This window comes from Vibrio sp. YMD68 (genome assembly GCF_029958905.1).
Taxonomy (GTDB): domain Bacteria; phylum Pseudomonadota; class Gammaproteobacteria; order Enterobacterales; family Vibrionaceae; genus Vibrio.
Genome location: NZ_CP124614.1, coordinates 1,559,944 through 1,581,504 on the forward strand (window position 1 = coordinate 1,559,944; position 21,561 = coordinate 1,581,504).

22 protein-coding genes are annotated in these 21,561 nt (G+C 43.6%); 16 read left to right on the plus strand and 6 right to left on the minus strand.

Annotated features, from left to right (window positions below):
* The first annotated feature begins 6 nt into the window (after positions 1-6).
* From QF117_RS13200 to QF117_RS13210, 3 genes are all read left to right on the plus strand, one after another.
* Complete coding sequence (locus QF117_RS13200; RefSeq protein ID WP_282389347.1) at positions 7-1,026, plus strand: fumarylacetoacetate hydrolase family protein; 1,020 nt, start codon at positions 7-9, stop codon at positions 1,024-1,026.
* Positions 1,027-1,195: 169 nt separating this feature from the next.
* The gene (gene maiA / locus QF117_RS13205; RefSeq protein WP_282389348.1) at positions 1,196-1,846 is read left to right on the plus strand and encodes a maleylacetoacetate isomerase; all 651 of its coding nucleotides are present in this window, start codon (positions 1,196-1,198) and stop codon (positions 1,844-1,846) included.
* 290 nt (positions 1,847-2,136) lie between these two features.
* Positions 2,137-3,090, plus strand: coding sequence for an L-lactate dehydrogenase (locus tag QF117_RS13210; RefSeq protein WP_282389349.1), 954 nt, complete (start codon positions 2,137-2,139; stop codon positions 3,088-3,090).
* A gap of 125 nt (positions 3,091-3,215) precedes the next feature.
* Here the strand turns inward: QF117_RS13210 and QF117_RS13215 are convergent, their stop codons facing one another.
* A complete protein-coding gene (locus tag QF117_RS13215; protein ID WP_282389350.1) occupies positions 3,216-3,740 on the minus strand; it encodes a lipocalin family protein in 525 nt (174 codons plus the stop codon).
* Positions 3,741-4,169: 429 nt separating this feature from the next.
* Here QF117_RS13215 and nirB point away from each other — a divergent pair, with 429 nt between their 5' ends.
* The 4 genes from nirB (at position 4,170) to cobA (ending at position 9,235) form a co-directional block, all read left to right on the plus strand.
* Positions 4,170-6,734, plus strand: coding sequence for a nitrite reductase large subunit NirB (gene nirB / locus QF117_RS13220; protein WP_282389351.1), 2,565 nt, complete (start codon positions 4,170-4,172; stop codon positions 6,732-6,734).
* A 39-nt stretch (positions 6,735-6,773) separates the two neighbouring features.
* Entirely contained in the window at positions 6,774-7,112 is a 339-nt protein-coding gene (gene nirD, locus QF117_RS13225; protein ID WP_282389352.1) for a nitrite reductase small subunit NirD, read from the plus strand.
* A gap of 137 nt (positions 7,113-7,249) precedes the next feature.
* Complete coding sequence (locus QF117_RS13230; protein WP_282389353.1) at positions 7,250-8,113, plus strand: formate/nitrite transporter family protein; 864 nt, start codon at positions 7,250-7,252, stop codon at positions 8,111-8,113.
* Positions 8,114-8,482: 369 nt separating this feature from the next.
* The gene (gene cobA, locus QF117_RS13235) at positions 8,483-9,235 is read left to right on the plus strand and encodes a uroporphyrinogen-III C-methyltransferase (RefSeq protein ID WP_282389480.1); all 753 of its coding nucleotides are present in this window, start codon (positions 8,483-8,485) and stop codon (positions 9,233-9,235) included.
* Positions 9,236-9,415: 180 nt separating this feature from the next.
* Here cobA and QF117_RS13240 read toward each other — a convergent pair whose 3' ends face one another.
* The 3 genes from QF117_RS13240 to raiA form a co-directional block, all read right to left on the minus strand.
* Positions 9,416-9,925, minus strand: coding sequence for a DUF2867 domain-containing protein (locus QF117_RS13240; protein WP_282389354.1), 510 nt, complete (start codon positions 9,923-9,925; stop codon positions 9,416-9,418).
* A 26-nt stretch (positions 9,926-9,951) separates the two neighbouring features.
* Positions 9,952-10,371 (minus strand): DUF1801 domain-containing protein, encoded by a 420-nt coding sequence (locus QF117_RS13245; protein ID WP_282389355.1) that lies wholly within the window; start codon positions 10,369-10,371, stop codon positions 9,952-9,954.
* A 159-nt stretch (positions 10,372-10,530) separates the two neighbouring features.
* Complete coding sequence (gene raiA, locus QF117_RS13250; RefSeq protein WP_017034206.1) at positions 10,531-10,887, minus strand: ribosome-associated translation inhibitor RaiA; 357 nt, start codon at positions 10,885-10,887, stop codon at positions 10,531-10,533.
* Positions 10,888-11,500: 613 nt separating this feature from the next.
* On the opposite strand from raiA, the gene QF117_RS13255 reads away from it, so the two are divergent.
* From QF117_RS13255 to QF117_RS13280, 6 genes are read left to right on the plus strand one after another with little or no spacing between them, the layout of a single operon-like run.
* The gene (locus QF117_RS13255; RefSeq protein WP_282389356.1) at positions 11,501-12,370 is read left to right on the plus strand and encodes a DUF3450 domain-containing protein; all 870 of its coding nucleotides are present in this window, start codon (positions 11,501-11,503) and stop codon (positions 12,368-12,370) included.
* Positions 12,367-13,764 (plus strand): MotA/TolQ/ExbB proton channel family protein, encoded by a 1,398-nt coding sequence (locus tag QF117_RS13260; protein WP_282389357.1) that lies wholly within the window; start codon positions 12,367-12,369, stop codon positions 13,762-13,764. The genes QF117_RS13255 and QF117_RS13260 overlap by 4 nt, the downstream gene beginning before the upstream one ends.
* Positions 13,761-14,297 (plus strand): MotA/TolQ/ExbB proton channel family protein, encoded by a 537-nt coding sequence (locus QF117_RS13265; protein ID WP_282389358.1) that lies wholly within the window; start codon positions 13,761-13,763, stop codon positions 14,295-14,297. Before QF117_RS13260 ends, QF117_RS13265 begins: the two co-directional genes overlap by 4 nt.
* Positions 14,298-14,307: 10 nt before the next feature.
* Positions 14,308-14,712 carry a biopolymer transporter ExbD gene (locus QF117_RS13270; protein ID WP_282389359.1) on the plus strand — a complete coding sequence of 135 codons (405 nt, stop codon included), beginning with the start codon at positions 14,308-14,310 and terminating at the stop codon, positions 14,710-14,712.
* Positions 14,713-14,765: 53 nt separating this feature from the next.
* Entirely contained in the window at positions 14,766-15,410 is a 645-nt protein-coding gene (locus QF117_RS13275; protein ID WP_282389360.1) for an energy transducer TonB, read from the plus strand.
* A gap of 53 nt (positions 15,411-15,463) precedes the next feature.
* Complete coding sequence (locus tag QF117_RS13280) at positions 15,464-16,672, plus strand: hypothetical protein (RefSeq protein WP_282389361.1); 1,209 nt, start codon at positions 15,464-15,466, stop codon at positions 16,670-16,672.
* Positions 16,673-16,763: 91 nt separating this feature from the next.
* Here the strand turns inward: QF117_RS13280 and QF117_RS13285 are convergent, their stop codons facing one another.
* Positions 16,764-16,988: a hypothetical protein gene (locus QF117_RS13285; RefSeq protein WP_282389362.1), complete on the minus strand. Its 225-nt coding sequence runs from the start codon at positions 16,986-16,988 to the stop codon at positions 16,764-16,766.
* A 398-nt stretch (positions 16,989-17,386) separates the two neighbouring features.
* Here QF117_RS13285 and QF117_RS13290 point away from each other — a divergent pair, with 398 nt between their 5' ends.
* From QF117_RS13290 to QF117_RS13300, 3 genes are all read left to right on the plus strand, one after another.
* The gene (locus QF117_RS13290) at positions 17,387-19,006 is read left to right on the plus strand and encodes a sensor histidine kinase (RefSeq protein ID WP_282389363.1); all 1,620 of its coding nucleotides are present in this window, start codon (positions 17,387-17,389) and stop codon (positions 19,004-19,006) included.
* The gene (locus QF117_RS13295) at positions 19,003-19,689 is read left to right on the plus strand and encodes a response regulator (RefSeq protein WP_282389364.1); all 687 of its coding nucleotides are present in this window, start codon (positions 19,003-19,005) and stop codon (positions 19,687-19,689) included. The genes QF117_RS13290 and QF117_RS13295 overlap by 4 nt, the downstream gene beginning before the upstream one ends.
* A 416-nt stretch (positions 19,690-20,105) precedes the next feature.
* Positions 20,106-21,080, plus strand: coding sequence for a chemotaxis protein (locus tag QF117_RS13300; RefSeq protein ID WP_282389365.1), 975 nt, complete (start codon positions 20,106-20,108; stop codon positions 21,078-21,080).
* 232 nt (positions 21,081-21,312) lie between these two features.
* Here the strand turns inward: QF117_RS13300 and QF117_RS13305 are convergent, their stop codons facing one another.
* A complete protein-coding gene (locus tag QF117_RS13305; protein ID WP_282389366.1) occupies positions 21,313-21,498 on the minus strand; it encodes a hypothetical protein in 186 nt (61 codons plus the stop codon).
* Positions 21,499-21,561: the final 63 nt, after the last annotated feature.

Sequence of the window (21,561 nt, forward strand, 5' to 3'; positions counted from 1 at the left end):
AACATAATGAAGTTAGCCACACTAAGAAATGGAATGAGAGACGGGACATTAGTTGTCGTGAGTAAAGATCTTACTCAATGTATTTCTGTTCCCGATATCGCGCCGACTTTGCAAAGTGCCTTGGATAATTGGCAAAATGTCGTGACGCCTTTAAAAGCGAGATACGACTTGCTAAACCAAGGGGAAGTGACCGACACACTCGCCTTTGATTCCAAACAATGTGAATCGCCATTGCCTCGTGCTTATCATTGGGCGGACGGATCGGCGTACGTCAACCACGTTGAATTGGTTCGCCAAGCAAGAGGAGCGGAAATCCCAGATAGCTTTTGGAGTGATCCATTGATGTATCAAGGGGGTTCCGATGCGTTCTTAGGCCCAAGGGACGATATTCCTGTTGAAAGTGAAGCTTGGGGGATTGATTTTGAAGCGGAAGTCGCGGTTATTACGACAGATGTTCCTATGGGGATGAATGCGAAACAAGCGGCGAACTCAATTTGTTTATTAATGTTGGTCAACGATGTCTCTTTACGAGGGTTAATCCCCGCTGAATTAGGCAAAGGATTTGGTTTCTATCAGTCTAAGCCATCTTCGGCTTTTTCTCCGGTTGCCGTCACACCAGATGAGTTGGAAGCCGAGTGGGAGGGAGCGAAAGTCCATTTACCTCTTGAATCTCACTACAATAACTCGCTTTTTGGTTGCCCGAATGCAGGTGTTGATATGACATTTGATTTTGGACAGCTTATCGCTCATGCGGCAAAAACACGGCCTCTTTGCGCTGGAACGATAATAGGTTCTGGGACGGTTTCAAATAAACAAGGAACCGATCATGGTAGTGCCATTACGGAAGGTGGAGTGGGGTATTCCTGCATTGCTGAAGTGAGAATGATTGAAACGATCCGCGATGGTCAGCCCAGTACTTCCTTTATGAAGTTTCAAGACACCATAAAAATAGAAATGAAAAACCGACAAGGCGACAGCATATTTGGTGCAATCGAACAAAAAGTGGTGCCCTATAAGGCGCTCTGACGACACAAGATACTCTGGTTATTTAACGCACCTAGCTGTTTAACTTCTAGCTATTTAACGTACCTAGATGTTTAACGTATCTAGCTGTTTAACGTATCTAGATCTATGAGATACCTTAACTCTGTAAAGCATTCCGGTTGATAATGAAATAAATGAAAAGGAAAGGCCGATGACTTCTATGACTTTGTACGGATACTGGCGTTCGTCCGCTGCGTATCGTGTTCGTATTGCTTTGAACCTAAAACAGTTAACGTATCAGCATCAATCGATCCATCTGCTTAATCAAGGTGGAGAGCAACATCAGCCTGAGTTTCAATCGCTAAACTCAAGTGAATTGGTCCCGGTACTCAAAGACGGAGAAGTGATTTTGTCACAATCACTCACCATTATTGACTACCTTGATAACTGTTATTCAGGCCCCAAGCTTGTGCCTAGCTCAGGAATCGAGCGTTATCAAGTGATGGCATTGGCTCAAGATATTGCTATGGATATTCATCCGATCAACAACTTACGAGTTTTGCAATATTTAGAGCACGAGTTGGATGCCGATGCGGAACAAAAAAAGCATTGGTATCGCCATTGGGTGAGTGTTGGCTTTTCTGCGTTTGAGCAAAAATTGAAGAAAAGTGCCAAAGAATATTGTGTTGGCAATACCATCAGCTTGGCGGACGTCTGCTTGGTTCCTCAAGTCTATAACGCGCGTCGGTTTGATGTGGACATGACGGTGTTTCCTAAAATCAGTGCCATCGACAAAGCACTGTCTTATCACCCTGCTTTTATCGCATCATTGCCTGAAAATCAACCAGATGCAGAAGGCTGAATGAGTTTTCCTTCATATTCCTTTCTCTTCTCTTTCTCTTTTCTTTCTTAACCTTTTCTCTGTACCAGTTCGGGTGTTTAGCTTGAATGCGCTATCACCCTTATCTCATCAGCCATTCGATTTCCTCATGTCAGTGGATTCTTCTGATACAGTTTGGTTAGCTTCAGGTTAGAGATGAAAACCAGTGTTAAATTCTGTAATGTCATCAAGTATTGAAATAAACATGGCGTTTATGGCATTGGTGTTAGTAGACTAATGATAGTGATAAAACTCTTTCTCAAGGAATGAACATGAAAATCGGCGTGATAGGTGCTGGCTCAGTGGGTGTTGGAATTTGTAATTATTTACTCACACTGGGAAGCGTGAGTGAACTCGTGGTACTCGATCAAAACCTAGAACGAGCAGAAGGTGAAGTGCTGGACTTTCGACACACAGCAGCGCTGACCTTTTCTAAAAATACCCATATTTTGGCAAGCGACGACTATTTGTCTCTTATTGGCGCAGATATCGTCGTTATTACCGCAGGGGCGCAAATTAAGCAGGGACAAACACGGATGGATTTGGCAGAAATTAATGCCAAAATTGGTGTTGATATCGCTTTAAAAGTCAGTCGAGTCGCGCCCAAAGCAACGTTGATTGTTGTCAGCAATCCATGTGACATTGTCACACATTGTATTGTTAAAAATACCGATTTCCCAGCCCATAAAGTCATCAGTAGTGGTTGTGTTATTGATACAGCGCGATTGATGTCTATCGTGGCAAATCGAGTTAACTTAGACCCAAAGAATGTATTTGGCTATGTACTTGGCGAGCACGGCAGCAATTGTTTTACGCCAAAAAGCTTAATTAGCATTGCGGGGCAACCTGCGGACTATTACTGCGACACCAATCATCTTGCTCGTATTGATGCCGATGAGCTACTCGACTCGGTAAAGCAAGCGGGTTATGAGATCTTTAAGCGAAAGCAAAACACCACTCACGGCATCGCTGCGAGTGTGTTTCGAATCATTCAAGCGATTAAAATTGATGAGCGTTCGGTACTGCCCATTGCGACGTTAATTAACGGTGAGTATGGGCTGAAAGATGTCGTAATGAGTCTGCCTACCATCGTGGGTAAAAATGGCGCGGAGTCCATTTTGATTCACCCATTCACAAAACCAGAGCTTGAAGAGTTACACAGTATTGCTGCTAACATCTCGAACGATGTGGCGGTCGTGGCAAAAGCGACGGGTTTGAAGCACTAACGGCTGCTGGTTTGATAGCTCTGTTTTGCACCGTTTCACACATTCTACGGCATAATGGATGAGTATAATGGGGCCAGTTTGGTCCCTTTTATTTTTATGCGGTAGAAAACACTTCACCGAGTCTGTTAGTACGTTTGTTCAAAGGGAAAAACGAGCTGTTCCGTACTAAATCCAGCTTTTTCAGCAATGCGTAAATATTTGTTCATTTTGTACTCAGGTAGCGCGTTGGTTCTCGACAGTAACCAGAATTCATTTGCGCCACTGGCTACCATGGCCGTTGAGTAGTCGTCTTCAAGATAGAAGACCACGTAGCTTCCATAAAATGGGCCAGAGAAAGAAACATGCAGATGACCGGTGTTGTCGTCGGCCAGTTTGGCCTTGCCGATGGCTTCTTTCCATTGGTGATCTTCTTCGCTCCAGCCACTGTTGACCACTTTGATGCTTCCATCATCATCAATCGTATATTGCGTTCGACTGTGGGTTAATCCCTGATCAAAGCGATGATCTAATCTGGCAACTTCATACCACGTCCCTAAATAAGCGGCAATATCGAATTCTTCTACTGGCAATAAGTATCGAGAAATACTGCCGCACCCAACAAGTAAAGTGCTTGATAAACCGATGACTAGAGCAATTATATGATGTTTCATAACCCGTTCCTCGCCTGCTTGATGGTGTGTATATCAATGTCTATGCATTATTAGCGCCAGTCCGATGGGCCAGTTCGTTAAGGACGAAATTAGGATTTGAACACAATAAAAGACCTAGATGCCTACTGTGTGAAAGGATATTACAGATATGTAATCAAGTTAGTCGTTGAGTGTCAGTAACACTGAGCCGGTAGAGTGTTAGCGTGTTAAGGGTACAAGCAAGTGAAAGAGCAGTAATGCTAGTGAATGCATAATCAGTTGCAAGATCTGTATATTTACCGACCTGAATCTCTACCCCTTTAGGGTAGTTTAAATTCGTAATTGATTTACATCATATGTTAATTTTCTTTCACAAATGACAATGCACTCAGTTAAGCAGCCAGGCATGAATTGACTTGGGCGCGAAAAAATTAACCGCCAGGAATTGTTATGAGCAAGATGAAGCTAGTCGTAATCGGTAATGGGATGGTCGGCCATCGCTATATCGAAGATTTGGTCGAGAAAACTGATGTGTCTAATATGGATATCACGGTTTTTTGTGAAGAGCCCCGCGTCGCCTATGACCGTGTCCACCTTTCTTCTTATTTTTCACACCACACTGCAGACGAACTTTCTTTAGTGAAAGAAGGCTTCTATGAGAAGCACGGCATTAATATGCTGATCGGCGAACGTGCTATCAACGTAAACCGAGAGAAAAAGACGGTTTATTCAAGCACTGGTCGTGAAATTCAATACGACAAACTGATTCTTGCAACAGGCTCATACCCATTTGTTCCGCAAATCAAAGGTAACGAGAGCAAAGACTGCTTTGTTTATCGTACGATTGAAGACTTAAAAGCCATTGAAGCGACGGCAAAGAACTCTAAATCTGGTGTTGTTATTGGTGGTGGCTTACTTGGCCTTGAAGCAGCAGGCGCACTGAAAGCACTCGGTGTTACCACGCACGTGGTTGAGTTTGCTCCTAAGTTAATGGCTGAGCAGCTTGATCAAGCGGGTGGCGATCAACTTCGCCAAAAAATCGAGCGCATGGGCGTCAATGTCCATACGAGCAAGAACACACTAGAGATAGCGCCTGAAGGCAAAGAAGCACGTAATGTGATGCGCTTTTCTGATGGTACGGAGCTCGAAACTGATTTCATCGTCTTTTCAGCCGGCATTCGCCCACAAGACAAACTGGCTCGTCAAATGGGCCTAGGCATTGCACCTCGTGGCGGTATCGAGATTAACGATCACTGTCAGACGACAGACCAAGATATCTACGCGATTGGTGAGTGTGCATCTTGGAATCAGACGTTCTATGGCCTAGTGGCTCCGGGCTATAAAATGGCGACCGTTGCTGTCGACCACATCCTGGGTAACGAGAGTACCTTTGAAGGGGCTGATATGTCTGCGAAGCTGAAACTTCTAGGCGTAAAAGTCGGGTCCATTGGTGATGCGAATGGTCGTACGCCTGGCTGTAAGAGCTACGTTTACCAAAATGAAGAGCAAGAAGTTTACAAACGTTTGATTGTTTCTGAAGACAACAAGAAACTTATTGGCGCGGTAATGGTTGGGGATACATCGGATTACGGCGACCTTCTTCAACTGATGCTCAATGAAATTGACCTACCAGAACATCCAGACGCGCTTATTTTACCCGCGCATGCTGGAGCAGAAAAACCCACACTTGGTGCAGATTCTCTACCCGAGTCAGCGGTTATCTGCTCTTGTTTCGATGTGACCAAGGGAAAGATTTCACAAGCGGTTGCTGATGGTCACCATACGATTGGTGATATTAAGGCGGTGACGGGCGCAGGCACTGGTTGTGGTGGTTGTATTCCACTTGTCACGTCGGTGCTCAATGCTGAGCTTGCAAAGGCAGGAGTGGAAGTTAAGAACGATGTGTGTGAGCACTTTGCGTATTCTCGTCAAGAGCTATTCCACCTTATTCGCATTGAAGAAATCAAAACATTCGATGAACTACTAGAGAAGTACGGTAAAGGTTACGGCTGTGAAGTGTGTAAACCTCTTGCTGGCTCTATCCTTGCGTCATGCTGGGGTGAGCACATTCTTAAGCCTGAACTCGTGAAGCTTCATGATACCAATGACAACTTTCTCGGTAACATTCAAAAAGACGGAACATACTCGGTCATTCCTCGAATGGCTGGTGGCGAAGTCACACCTAAAGCTTTGTCTGTTCTTGCTGAGGTCGCTGCTGAATACAACTTATACACCAAGATTACAGGCGCTCAGCGTATCGGCCTGTTTGGGGCGCAGAAAGATGACTTACCGGCAATCTGGAAGAAGTTAATCGCGGCAGGCTACGAAACCGGTCAAGCGTATGCGAAAGCCCTGCGTATGGCGAAAACATGTGTCGGCTCAACTTGGTGTCGCTATGGCGTTCAAGATTCTGTTGGCCTAGGTGTGATGATTGAAAATCGTTATAAAGGGATCCGTACGCCGCATAAAATGAAGTTTGGCGTCTCTGGTTGTACTCGTGAATGTGCAGAAGCTCAGGGTAAAGACTTAGGTATCATTGCGACAGATGCGGGTTGGAACATGTATGTGTGCGGTAACGGTGGGATGAAACCACGTCATGCTGACTTACTGGCAAGCGACTTGGACCAAGAAACATTAATCAAGTACATCGACCGATTCATGATGTTCTACATTCGCACCGCTGCGCCACTGCAACGCACATCGGTATGGATGGAAAATCTAGAGGGTGGGGTAGATTACCTACGTGATGTTATTGTCGACAATAAGCTCGGTATCAATGATCAATTGGAAGCGGATGTTGCATCTTTAGTCGGAAATTTCCGCTGTGAGTGGACAGATACCATCAATGATGAATCTCAGTTAAAACGTTTTTCTCACTTTATCAATTCGGATTTACGTGATGATAACGTTGTGTTTGTTGAAGCGCGTGAGCAGCACCGTCCTGCAACATTTACTGAGAAGTATCCAGAATTAAAAGGCGACATCTTACATGTGGCGCTGACTGAAACTCACTAATTGAAACTCACTTACCGAAATCATAGCGGAGAAATAATCATGGCAATCAACAAAGCAACATTTCAAAAAGTGTGTGAGATTACCGATATCATTCCTGGAACGGGTGTGTGTGCCTTGTTTAACGGTGAGCAGGTCGCTGTTTTTCGACCTACTGACGCTCTAAAAGTCCTGGCAATCAGTAACCACGACCCTTTTGCCTGTGCCAATGTATTGTCGCGCGGCCTAATTTGTCAGCATCAAGATGAACTGTGGGTAGCAAGCCCATTGAAAAAACAGCGTTTCAACCTAACAACAGGCGTTTGCTTGGAAGACGAAAGCTTCAATGTGAAAGCGTACAAAGCCCGAGTAGACAATGGCGCAGTAGAGCTTTCAGCATAAACGGTTACTTTGCTGAGCTAGGTTATACAACATAGAAATTTGATAGTTCAAGGGCTTCAGGCTTGTGACTTAATGTACAGAGCGGAAGCCTTTTCCTATCCAATTTTTACTTTAATTTAATACTTAGGGACATAAACATGAATGATCTAAAACCAGCTGAATTCGTTCAAACCATGATCGATGTTGGCGAGGCCAAGGTGAAAACGAGCACTCGTGATCTGATTTTACGCGGTGTCATGGCCGGCATTATACTTTCGCTGGCAGTGGTGGTGGCAATCACAACCATCACTCAGACAGGTATCGGCATTGTTGGGGCGCTCGTATTCCCAGTAGGATTTTGTATTCTTAGCTTAATGGGCTACGACCTTGTAACCGGGGTTTTTGGTCTTGCACCACTAGCAAAGTTTGATAATCGTCCAGGCATTACATGGGGACGAGTGTTACGTTGTTGGGGGCTTGTTGGCTTTGGTAACTTGATGGGCTCTTTGCTTGTTGCCTTTCTCATTGCTTTATCATTCACGATGAACTTCAGCGTTGAACCTGGCGCAGTCGGGCAAACATTTATTAAAGCGGCAACCGCTCGAACCGTGGGCTTTGAAGACCTTGGCGTGAACGGTTGGATCACCTGTTTTGTCCGCGGTATTCTTTGTAACCTAATGGTGTGTCTGGGTGTCATTGGCAACATGACAGCGCGTACTGTTGCTGGGAAAATTGCTGCAATGTGGCTGCCAATCTTTATCTTCTTCGCTCTTGTTTTTGAACACGCGGTTGTCAATATGTTCTTGTTCCCATTGGGTATGATGCTAGGAGCAGATTTTGGTATTGTAACTTGGCTTAATTACAACCTAATCCCAACTATTCTTGGTAACCTTGTGGGTGGATTGCTGTTTACCTGTATTCCTTTGTATCTAACGCATGCTAAGACGGCACCTGCGCTAGGTAGTACATCATCAAACACACCAACAACACAAGCAAACTTAACAACAGCTAAGACGGTATAACTGTTGGTTTGACGGATTTCGGCTTGTATAGTTTTAAGAATGTTTAGCGTTGAGTTTGTAAACGCTATGTGTTGATAAAAGTCAACGATATTAAGCCTCATGTTTCGGATCATTAAGATCAGAGCGAGAGGCTTTTTTATATCAATACGAGCTTGTATATTATTTTTATATGCGATTTTGTTCTATCTATTTCATCTTTAGCAGTGAGAAATTGCTAAGACACCTGATAGTCTTATTCACATAAGTTGTAGGGACTTAAGGAACGAAGTCTCATATTAATAAAAGCGATTCGACGAGACGGATCGAAGATCGGAGCACAGCATGTCAGAAGTATCTCAACCGAGCCGACCATTACTAGAGCCTAACCCCATGATTACCCAGTCACATGATGTCGGTTTTGTTTCATTAGTAGGCGCAGGGCCTGGTGATCCAGACCTGTTAACAGTAAAAGGGCACCGCGCCATCGCTCAGGCTCAAGTTGTTGTGTATGACCGCTTGGTGTCGCCTGAAATACTCGCTATCGCCAAAGACGATGCGGAAATGATCTATGTGGGTAAAAAAGTTGATTTTCATTATGTCCCTCAAGATCAAATTAATCAGATATTGGTTGATAAGGCGCGAGAAGGTAAGCACGTTGTTCGACTAAAGGGCGGTGATTCATTTATTTTTGGTCGAGGTGGCGAGGAACTTGAAAAGCTGGCTGACAATGATGTGCGATTCGAGGTCATTCCGGGTATTACTGCAGCAGCTGGCGCAACCGCCTATGCAGGTATTCCTTTAACCCACAGAGATCACGCTCAAAGCGTGCAATTTATTACGGGTCATATTCAAAAAGACGGTACAGAGATTCATTGGCCGTCACTTGCTCAAACCAATAATACCTTGGTGTTTTATATGGGCTTAAAACAGTGCCCTCATATTGCAAAGAATCTAATGGAACATGGATTACAGACAGATACACCTTGCGCGATCATTGAGAATGGTACACGTAAAGAGCAGAAAGTACTGACTGGAACACTGGACGAGCTCGCTGAATTATCAAAGAACGCAAAGAGTCCGGCATTAATTGTCGTCGGTAGCGTGACTCAATTGCATGAAAAACTGCATTGGTTTCAACAATAGCTCATATACTGTCTTGAGTTGCAGTAAGTTGCAGTAAGTTGCAGTAAGTTGCAGTGAGTCGCAATGGCAGTCCGTTGTTTTTCAGATGTATCTAAGACTCAAACTTCTTAGGCCTTTAAGTCTCCGCACATTACGTGTTGGGGACTCACTCCCCACCTCAATTATGTCTTTAAAGAATGGTTATCGTGCTAGTTGCTTTAATGAACTAGGAACAATGAGTTTATGGACAGGGGCAACAAAGAACATGTAGATCTTGCCAAAAACGTTATTGATGTGCACGACAGTCGTTGCATGGACAACGGCTTCATCACCATTTCCCCCATTACCATTGGGATCTATTAAGAAGGAAATACGGACATCTAGGTGCTTGTCACAGTCTTCTAATACGACTTCATGTTCGCTGCTAGAAACCAATTTGAAAATACCAATCATATCGCCAACTTTATAGTGCTCACTGGGAGTGCTATGGTCAAATTCATCCATACTTCCGAGATGCTTTAACCCCAATTTAGACACGATTTGATTGCGTAAAGACATCAGTTTAGCCACCCAGGTTGGGGTGTTTTTGGCAACGGTTAGATACACTTCTAACGCTGTTTGCCCTTCATATTTAACTTTGGTTGAATGACTATCCCAAAAATAGGCAGTTTCCAAGGATTCACTAAGTATCGTGTTGCTGGGGTAATTCATGAAGACATCCTATTTAATGAGTGTTATCAAGCCCCAAGCAAGGGGAGATGTTTGACTTTTTGATAAGTCAGCGCCAATTTTAGACAGTGTTTGATTTGAGCCTCAGGTAAAGAGTCCTCAATATATAATTCTTCGATCGCGATTACCATGGCTCTGTTGCCTTGAAATTGCAACACACCGTCATATAGCTCGCGAAACGTATCAACCAGTTTTGTTTGGCAATGGAAATACATATAACAATGGTGAGGCGTTTTCAACTTCCAGTCTAGGCGAATCGGGCTACCTGATTTGACGCTATAGCTGAGTTCATTCCATTTTAATGTTTCTTCAACCGTACCTAAGTCTTCTTCTTTAGCGACTAGTAGGATGAGCTCTCTGAGGTGGCGAATGACAGGGGCTATATTGGCTGGGTAACTGTCCCACTTATCTTTGACGTTTTTATCCATAGTACCTCGTTAATTATGGTTACATGTTCATTACTGGTAGTTGTTCATTATTACGATATGTATGGGTAAACATAGTCGCATCGAAGTTCATACGAGTATAAAACTGAAAAAGCCAGCAGTGTATTGCTGGCTTTATGGAAACAGGTGACTTATTTATGGTTAAACAAGCTTCATTTCTTGGATTATATCTGACGCGATTTCAGGTTTGGTACTGGTTGGTTTTTCGTGCAGATCCGCTTTCAATTGCCCTTTACGGTTACGCAGCCCAGTCTCGAGTTTTTTTAAGGTCGCAGAGATAGCAGGGTACATGACGTCGTTTGTGGATTTGGCTGAAATTCTTACACCCTCATAATTGGTGAAAATCTCGACTTCGTGCGTACCGTGCTCTTTAGTGATGATGATGTCACAGCTTATCAGGTGAGGAAAGTGAGCTGTTATCTTATCGAATTTACTTTCAATTTCTTTACGTGAGTCTTCATTAATGGATACATGATGTGTTTGAACATTTACTTTCATATATTTATACCTTTCCAATCACTATGTACTTTAAACCTAGCAAATTCTGAGCAGATAAGCCAAACGTATATTGATACATGTGTGATGGGCTTCTGTGTTCTCAACTAATTTAGTAGGTAGACCTTGAATATGGATTCAATGAAAGGGGGTGTTAAAGATCAATAAAACCAGCGGTTTATTGTTTGTTTTAATATTGTCAGAAGTTACAACAACGGTTCTCCCTTGTTTGATTGGACGATGAATAATCTTTCAAATTTGTCGTAATTATACATATGATAATAATTGTCATTCGCATGATTGAGGGTATAATGCCTAATCGTTAGATGATTGTTTCGCTACAGCAAGCGCTGTATCCTTAGCCTTATCAATAATGTGCTTTTTTACATGTATTTATAAACAGTCTAGGCTGGTTGATCTTTTTTGCGCTGGATGTTTTTAAGCTTCATAGAATCAGTGGCTTATGATTGTTTTTCACAACACATAGTCAGTTCTCCATAGTCAGCTACTTAGTAAGAAACAGATAGCCATTAAAGATGTGGGCGTAGTGAAAATAGTGGGCTTAGTGAAAACGACAACGAAGAAACAACTCAGATGGAACAAAGTGAATTAGGTTATGAAATTTCTTAAAGTGTGTGCATGTACAGTGACATTACTGTTGTCATCCTCAGCCTTTGCGACAGGTTTGTCTGATGCAAAAGCCATTCAAAGCGAGACCCATCAACACTTGAGCGATAGCCAAACGCTCATTGATAAAAGTTACGCATCTTCACAGGCTTTAAAAGCCGACATCGCAATCCTACAAAAAGAGTTCGAGAACCTCAGAGTGTATCGAAATCATCTATCTAGCATGGTCGACAATCAGCAGAAAGAAGCGGCCAGCCTTGAATCTCAAATTGAACAAATACAAGATACTCGACAAGGTATCATCCCGCTCATGTATCAAATGTTAGACGGCCTCAATCAGATCGTTGAAGAGGACATCCCGCTTCGCCAAAATGCGAGACTTGAGCGAGTGGCATCGCTGACGTCAATGATGAGCGAGTCCAATGTCAGCGACGCTGAAAAATATCGCCGGATTCTAGAGGCCTATCAAATTGAACTAGACTACGGCACAAAGCTTGGTGTTTATAACGATCAAATATCGATTTCCGATACGCAGCGTATAGAAGCTGAACTGCTTTATTTAGGTCGAATATCGCTCATGGCCAGAAATCGTTCCGGATCTGAATATTGGTCATGGAATCGAGCAACGAATAGCTGGCAGGCACTTGATACGTCCAACAACGCCCAATTTGATGACGCGTATCGAGTAGCGAACAATCAATCTCCGCCGAGTCTTTTATTATTGCCATTCACTTTTGATACTACTGGTTTTAAACATGTGGCGTTGAACCCGTTATCGGCTAACTATTCATCGACAACATATTCATCTGCAACATATGCACCGGCCGACAAACCACAAGCAGATGAGGTGGCCCAATGAAAACGCTCGTTTTAACGATTTCACTCGCTCTAGGGCTGTCATTTGCCTTTATGTCAGCATCAGCAAAGGCTACACCACAATTGGTCGAGCAAGCGAAGGCTGATAACTTGAAGCAAAAGCGCGAAGAAGAAGCTCGTCAGCGTCAATTTATTCAAACAGAAGCGAAGTTGGTGGCGTCAAAAAAAGATCTGGAAGCCAAGATAGCGGACATACAAAAGCTAACCGATGAGCTTGCGCAGACGTTTAGCCGCAATGAAGAGAGACTTTCTCGATTAGAAGAACAACTTCGTTTAGAAGCAGGAAGCTTAGGTGAATTATTTGGTGTCGTTCGCCAGGTAACAAAGCAAGTGGAACCGGAGGTTAATCACTCGGTGACGGCTATTGATGCTAACCAGCATTCGCCAGCGATCGATGCGATTATTGATGCACAAGCGTTACCATCAATGGCAGAGCTAAGAGGCTTGTGGCTAAGCATGGATGAACAAATTCGTGCGAGCGCTCAACTTACCCGGGTCACAGTGCCTGTATTGACAATGGAAGGACAGGTGAATACAGAAGATGTGTTTAGAATGGGATCCTTTGCGCTTGTCGGTGAACAAGGGTATTTGAACTGGAACAGCGCCCGCCAGCATGCTTCCTATTATTCCAACCAACCCGAATCAATACCAAGCGTTTCGGCTCTTGAGAGCCTTATGCAGGAAAGTGTGGGGACTAAGAGTATTGAGAGTGATGTTAGCATCTGGTCGATAGATCCATCACGGGGTGTTATTTTGGCACAGAAAGAGTTAGAGCCATCACTGCGAGATCGTCTTGAAGCGGGTGGTGTGGTTGGCAAAATCATTCTAGGGCTTCTATTGATTGGTCTTGTGATAGCTCTTTATCGCGGAGTTATTCTAGCGAGCACACAGTACAAAATACGTAAGCAGCTGCGAAACCCAAATCAAATCAGTAACAACCCTTTAGGGCGGGTTCTTTCTGTGTATCAAAAAGACGGTAATCGGACAGTTGAAGCCCTAGAATTGCGTTTACTGGAGGCCGTTGTCGATGAGCAGACTCACCTCGAAAAGGGTCTTTCCACCTTAAAGTTATTTGCTGCGTTGGCCCCGATGTTAGGTTTATTAGGCACGGTCACAGGGATGATTGAAACGTTCCAGGTCATTACACACTTTGGGAACAGTGATCCGAAAGTCATGGCGGGTGGGATCTCTATGGCACTTGTAACCACAGTTCTAGGACTTGTTGCGGCCATGCCCTTGTTACTTGCCCACAATATCTTGAGTACTCAAGCGGAAAATATCCGTAACATTCTGGAGAAACAAGGCATTGGACTTGTGGCTGAGCAGGCCGAACAAGATGGCGGTTGCGTGAACCTTGTGGCTAAGAGCGCAGCATGATGACCGGTCTGCTCGCGACGTTGGATCTTGATTCTATCTGGGACTTTATGAACCGAGGCGGGCAGGTCCTTTGGTGGCTTGCTGTGGTCGTAGTTCTGACCTGGTTATTTGTCGTTGAACGGTTCTATTTTTTGTTGTGGGTTTTTCCTAAAGAAAAACAGAAATGGATACAAGCTTGGCAACAGCGAAATGATCACGCTTCCTGGTATGCATTGGCGATGCGTGATGGTTGGATCTCTCAAGCGAGAATATCGCTGTTTAAGTACATCAATTTTATTAAAGTACTGGTTGCGATATGCCCAATGCTCGGTTTGTTAGGTACGGTCACGGGAATGATTTCGGTGTTTGATGTTATGGCGAATCAAGGGAGTAGCGACCCCAAACTGATGGCGTCCGGTATTTCTCTTGCGACCTTACCGACGATGGCAGGAATGGTCGCCGCTCTAGCTGGAGTATTCATACATTCCCGTTTAACAAAAAGAAGTCACTATGCGTTACTTAAATTGGAAAAGTCATTAAGGAGCTATCGATGAGGATCTATCGATGAGATTAGGCAGACGCCATGCAAAACAAGAAGATGCTCATATTGACATGACATCGATGCTGGATATTGTTTTCATCATGTTAATTTTCTTTATCGTAACCAGTTCGTTTGTTCGAGAATCTGGTGTTGAAGTGAATCGCCCTCAAGCCTCCAGTGCGGTGAGCCAGAATAACGCGGGTGTGTTCATTGCGATTACATCAGCCAATGATATTTTCATCGACAAACGTCTTGTCGATATAGAACGTGTACAAGCGACTTTAGAGCATCTTCTGATCGATAAGCCCGACGCGTCATTGGTTATCCAAGCTGACGAGAGAGCATACAATGGCACCGTTGTGAAAGTGATGGATGCGGCTAAAGGGGCTGGAATTCAAAGCATCGCATTGGCAGCGGAGAAGCATTAATGGATTACGTTAATGGATTACGGTAATGGATAGATGTTAATGGAGAAACGTTAATGTTACGTCTTATGATGGCGACCCCGATCGCGTTGGTCGCGACTGTTGGGCTATTCAGTTTTATGGCGTGGATGGTTGCCCCAAAACACACACCAGATACTAAGCAAGTCTCCCCATTACGTTTTGATATGATCATGGTGGAGAGTGAGTCAACCACAGAGCGAAGAAAGAGAACCGTACCGAAACCACCAGAACCTATAGAGCCGCCCCCTTCAACGGCTTCATCCAAAGCCATTCCGCAGGCGGCCGCGGTATCTTCATTCGAAGCAACCAGTCTCTCGATTGAGATGCCTTCTCTCGATTTGGCATCATCGGTTAAAGGCATTGAAATATCACTTCCTTCTCCCACGGCGGGAGAGTCAACTATGGATCAAAAGGCGATGCCGTTGCATCGGGTTGAACCCAACTATCCATCAAGAGCATTGCGAAGAGGCGTGGAAGGGCACGTCATCATGAACTTTTCGATAGATGAATTAGGGAAACCCTTTGATATTGTCGTGGTCGAGGCTAAGCCTCCAAGGCAATTTGAACGAGAAGCGGTTCAGGCGCTCAAACGGTGGAAGTATCAACCGAAAGTAGTGAACCAGGCGAGTGTTATTCAGCATGGACAATCCGTCAAATTGGAATTTAGGCTTTCTCAGTGATTTGTAAGATAGAAAAAGATGCGTAAGACAGGAAATGATGTGTAAGACAGATAATGATGTTTAAGACGAAGATATCCAGGCGAATAACCCAAGTACTGGTGCGCTTTTTGATACTGGTTGGACTGACAGCAATTCAGCCAGCTTCTGCCAATCAATTAAGTCAGCACACAGCACAGCGCATTCAGCAGGCGCATGCTGATTCCTTAGATGGGAAGCTTGATGAAGCTATTTCACGTTTGGAATCTATCTCAACCTCACGAGAGTACGACCAAGCGTTCGTTGCGCGTATGTTGGGGGCTTTTTATTGGCAAAATGACCAGCCAGATAATGCGATTGATTCACTTAAATTTTCTGTAGATAGTGGCGTGCTCAGTGCAGAGCAACACGTAAGTGGCGTTCGGATGCTGGCTGACTTGTATTTGTCTGAGGGGCAATACAAAAAAGCAATCCATTACTACTATACTCTCGTGGAAGCAGAGCAGACGAACTCACCAGAACGAGCAGTTATTTGGCTTCGAATAAGCCAATCCTATTACCAGTTAGAGCGTTGGGAAAACGTGCTATCTTCTGTTGCAAATTATCAGCGAAGCGGTGGGATTCTCGACGTGCCAGCCCTTTCTCTTCGCTTAGGTGCACAATTGCAACGTGAGCGGTGGGATAACGCTTCTGAAACCTTAGAAAGATTAGTGGAAATAGACCCTAATAATCGTCGCTGGTGGCAGCAGTGGGTGAGTGTGGAACTGCGAAAAGAGCGGCCTGATAACGCGTTAACTATTCTAACACTGTCTAAACTACAGGGTATTGAACCAAATTCGCAACAGCTAACGCTACTTGCTCAACTTTACGCCAATCAAAACATGCCGGCTAAAGCGGCTGAAAGCCTTGCGCTTTTAGATGATGCTTTAACGAATGTGGATCACATTGTTAGGCAAGCACAGTTTTTACAGCAAGCGAAACACTGGGAAAAATCCGTTCGGTATTGGCAGTTAGCCGCAGAAATTCAAAATCAGTACCACTGGAATGCTGCGCAGTTGTTATTGAGCCAACGAGAATTTCAGCGAGTATTAGATGAGCTGAGTCATATTCCAAACGCTGATCTAAGTACATCGATGCTGTCGGCAATGACTCAATCGGCCTATCAACTATCGGAATTTGATCTAGCATTGACGTTTGCTATTCAGGCCGAGAAGCAAGAGCCAACAAAAGAGCATCGTCAGTGGGTGAATTATCTTAACAATCGCATACACCCAAAGTCCAATTAGAAAAACAAAGGCCTTCCCCAAGAAGAGGAAGGCCAGCTTAAGTGTCGCTCCAGTCACCGCTGGATATCAATAATCGAAACTAGTATGTCGGTCATTTCATGGCGTGACAGCTAAATTCCGCTCTCCATAGCAGCTCTTTAGATTCCCTCATCGTACTCAGAACTTCCTCACCTGATAGTTGAGGATAGGCTTGCATTACTTTTACATCCCTGTCTGGTTCTAGCGATTGATACGCTCTAACATGGGTAAAAGTGGTATTTAAATTATTTGACAGCATGGATTTTGAAAGACAAATCCCAAAAACATCCTTTTTCATCACTCTTTCCTCTGAACTTATCCTAGCCGGATAACGTTTTTGTCATCGAAAGCAGAGTAAGAGTTATTGTAAGCTTTCGATGTCATGTTCACATTGCACTTTTTCAGGTCCACTGCATCTTATAAACCTCAATAAATTATACTCGCACTAATAAGTTTTGTACAAAAAATAACCTAAATTCAACTTGATTTAGATCAACATTTTAAGTGCATTTAGTTTTATATCTATTGATATCAATGACTGAGTATGGAGTTTTTAGCTCAGAGACTGGCTTCCTCGCCTATTCGTTCTAACTCATCCGTGGTTTTTCTAACTGCCATCTTCACATATCTAGAGAGTATTCCATCACTATTGTTAAGTTAGTGTTATTTTTATCGATAATAGAAGGGAGTACCATCATGCAGTGGAGCAGAATTAGTTTTCGAAAAAGAATGCTAATTATCATGACATTATCGGGGTTGCTGGAGCTCCTTATTCTTGTTGCAGCGGGGTTTGTCTATATAAAGCATTCCCAAGAAGAGGAGATGGGGCTAAAAGCATTGGGTGTTGCCTCGTTTTTGGCTCAGTCTCCTTATGTCATTGAGGTTATCTCTGAACAAGACATTGATAACCAATCTCGATTTCGTGACCTGACCACCATGATAGGTGCGGCGTTCATTGTCATTGGCGATAGAAATGGCATTCGGTTGGTTCACCCGGTAGACGAGCGTATTGGCTTACCTATGAAAGGGGGAGACAACGATCGAGCTTTACAAAGTGGCGAGTCCTATATTTCATTTGCACAAGGCTCGCTGGGCTATTCTGTACGAGGTAAATCTGCCGTTCTCGATGATCAGGGGAATGTCATTGGGGTCGTTTCGGTCGGCTATCTTATTGATAGGTTGGAAGATCGTATCGAGCCATTTTTAGCTTTCTTGTTACTCATGGCGCTTTTAGTCGTCATTGCTAATGCCATTATTTCAAGTTACATCTCTCGCCGCTTCCAACGAGCGATTCTTGGTTTTGAACCGGAAGAAATTGGACGTTTGTACGTTGAGCTTGATGTGACAATGAGTACCCTTAAAGAAGGCATTTTAGGCATAGATGCGAAAGGAAACCTAAGATCAATCAATAAAAGCGCTTGCGACATCCTCGGTATCAATAAAGAGCGGTCGCTGAATAAACCGTTGGCTTTAGTGTTGCCCGACAGTGACCTTGCGATTGTACTGGAAACGGGAGAAAGCGATCACGATATCGATATTTTTCTCAATAACCAGAGATTAATTGCAAACCGTAGCCCTATTATTGTGGATGGCGTTGTTGTAGGGGCAGTGTCAAGTTTTCGACTACGTGATGAAATCAATGAACTGAGTGAACAACTGTCTCAAACCAAAGCGTACGCTGAAATGCTGCGTTCACAGACTCATGAGCACCGCAATAAACTGAATACGATCAGTGGGATGGTCCAAATGGGTGAACTCGACTCGGTTCAAAAACTGATTGGGCAAGAAACCGCACACTATCAAAGTTTGATCGAGTTTTTACGAGAAACCATTCGAGATCCATTGATCGCCGGTATGTTATTGGGAAAAACAGAGCGAGCAAGAGAGCTTGGATTAGAGCTTGTCGTCGAAGAGGGATCGAGGCTTGAAGCGCTTCCTCATCGAGTTAACGCCAGTGACGTGGTCACAATATTAGGTAACCTCATCGATAATGCGTTTGATGCCACTATGTCTGCTCTGGGAGAGTTTGAATTACAGGACCAAAATGACAGACGTAGCATCGAGGTCTCGGTGAGTGATTATGGTAGTGAGATCATATTGGAAGTGACAGACCAAGGCATAGGGTTCCCCAACCATGTCACAAGAAATGAATTACTAAAAAAAGGGGTCTCTACGAAGGCGAGTCAAAATAGAGGGGTTGGCCTGCATTTAGTGAATCAACTGACGCTAAAATATTTCGGTCAATTGGAAATGATGGAAAATACAGATTTTGGAACAAGAATGACGGTTTATCTGCCGAAGGATGAAAAGAGATGAACGAGCAAACCCGAGTTATGATCATTGAAGATGATATAGCGATTGCTGAACTTCATCATCGATATCTCTCACAAATGGATGGATTTGAAGTGGTCGGTATTGCGACCTCTCAAGCTGAAGCGGAACTTCAGCTAGGGTTATTGAAGCCTGATTTGGTGCTGCTTGATGTGTATTTACCCGATGGGACTGGCCTAGATATTCTGAACAGTGTTCGAGGCAGTAATCAAGGTTGTGATGTAATTTTAATCACGGCTGCTCGAGATGTAGATACGTTGCAACAAGCAATGCGCGGAGGCGTGGTCGATTACTTACTCAAGCCGGTTATGTTTCCTCGTCTCGAAGCCGCACTTAAAAAATATCATGTACAGAAAAGCGAACTCAGTAACGCCGATGATTTGAATCAAAACTTAGTCGATAAAATGCTGCAATCTTCAAGCACAACGGAAAATAGTGCCCAACGACTACCAAAAGGTATCGATAGTGTCACGTTAGACAAAATTAGAAATTTGTTTTTGCACCCTGCCAGTTTAACGGCGGATGAAGCCGGAGAAAGTATCGGAGCAAGTCGAACCACAGCTAGACGCTATCTTGAATACTTGATCAGTTCCGGAGAATTAGAAGCAGACCTAAACTATGGAACAGTGGGAAGGCCAGAACGTTGCTATAGAAAACTCATGCGATAATCAACTTTGTTCACCTTAGATATCTGGCGATCAAACGATGTTAGAGTAGCAGTATAGTATTAGCAACGTTCTCTTTTTAGCCGACAATAAGAAGCCGATATGAAGCCGATAGTAGAGAAGCCGATGATAGAGAACATGGCGAAAGGGTGGATGTCATAAGCAGGGTCAAAGTCGATGATTTCGACATCGTCTGTGCCTTTTAATCAGTATCTTTCCTGCGGTGTATTGCAATTTGCGTATCGAAAGAAGGTGAGCTTTATTGTGCTTTCAACAAAGATGTCGATACAAACCTTATTGATGAGTTGCAACAAGCTATTGATAAGGTTAAAACTACTATTAATGACAGTGGTATTAACCAATACGATGCTATTATTAATAAATACCAATAATTCTACTTTGAAGACAGATGTGACAGCATGAGCCAGAGCAGCAGTACAATTTTAACTGAGAGTGGTACCAATGAACTTGAAATTATTGAGTTTCATTTGGAAAAGCAGTTGCCTGATGGGAGCACTAAAACGTGTTACTACGGGATAAACGTTGCGAAAGTACGTGAAGTAATTCAAGTGCCCGATACCACAGACTACCCTAACGCCCAGCCTCATATGGTTGGTGTTTTTTCTTCCCGTGATATATTGACGCCCTTGGTTGATCTAGCCGGCTGGTTAGGTGTACCCACGAAAGCAGAATTAGAGAAAAAGTTTGTCATAGTGACTGACTTTAATCGAATGACCAATGGCTTCCTTATTGACAGTATCAGCCGTATTCATCGTATTTCATGGAATGATGTTGAGTCTCCGAGTCAGTTCCTTGAAGCTGGCGAGCAAGATTGTGTGGTGGCTGTGGTCAGAAAAGACGGCAATCTGATCATGATTTTGGATTTTGAAAAAATTATCGCTGACATTAACCCTGAACTTAGTATGGAAAAATACGATGTGACGGTTGACCGCTCAGTCGATTTGAACCAGAAAATTGTCACTAAACGCAACGCTAAGACTATCATGGTCGTTGATGACTCAGCGTTTATTCGCAGTCTTATTCAAGATACCCTTGGGTCGTCTGGGTACAATATTATTGCGTGTAAAGATGGCGGAGAAGCCCACGAAAAATTGATGGAGATAGCGAAAGTTGCGGCGAGTGAAAATATCTCCGTCGATGAGCTTATTAATGCGGTGGTTACTGATGTAGAAATGCCAAGAATGGATGGCATGCATTTAGTTAAACGTTTGAGAGAAACACCGGCTTATGAGGCAACACCTATTGTCATGTTTTCCTCTCTAATGAGCGAAGATAACCGTGCTAAAGCCCTGGCATTAGGCGCTAATGATACCATCACCAAACCAGAGATTGGCAAAATGGTCTCTATGATGGATAAGTACGTATTTTCTTAACAGTGCAATAGGGTAACAGGATAACAGTGTATTAGTGTAACAGTCACAAGGGTTGTTGCTCTAAATGGATTTCATTGTAGAGAACGTAAACCGAGTACAATGAATCTGTGTTACACCTATCGGTCTAAGTAAAGCTCGTTGTCGGAAATTATACCGATCGACTAAGTAAGTGTGATTGGCATTACTTGAAAGAGCCCTATACATTTTATGCATAGGGCTTTGTTATGTGGGTTTATGTTCCGATGGCCTTTAGCAAAGAGATCAGTTCAGCTTCGGTCTTGGGTTCTTTCGACAAGATGAGTTCAGGTGAACTTCCGCCTTTTAATACGTAAGCTCTTGTGGTGCAGTGATCGTAGTGATACCAGTAACCATCGACACAGAGATCAGTGTAGCAACGAGGATCTTGTTTCAATTCCATAATTAATTCAGCCTTTACATTTGCGTAACAATTACCACGATAATTGATCACAATTGAGCGGGA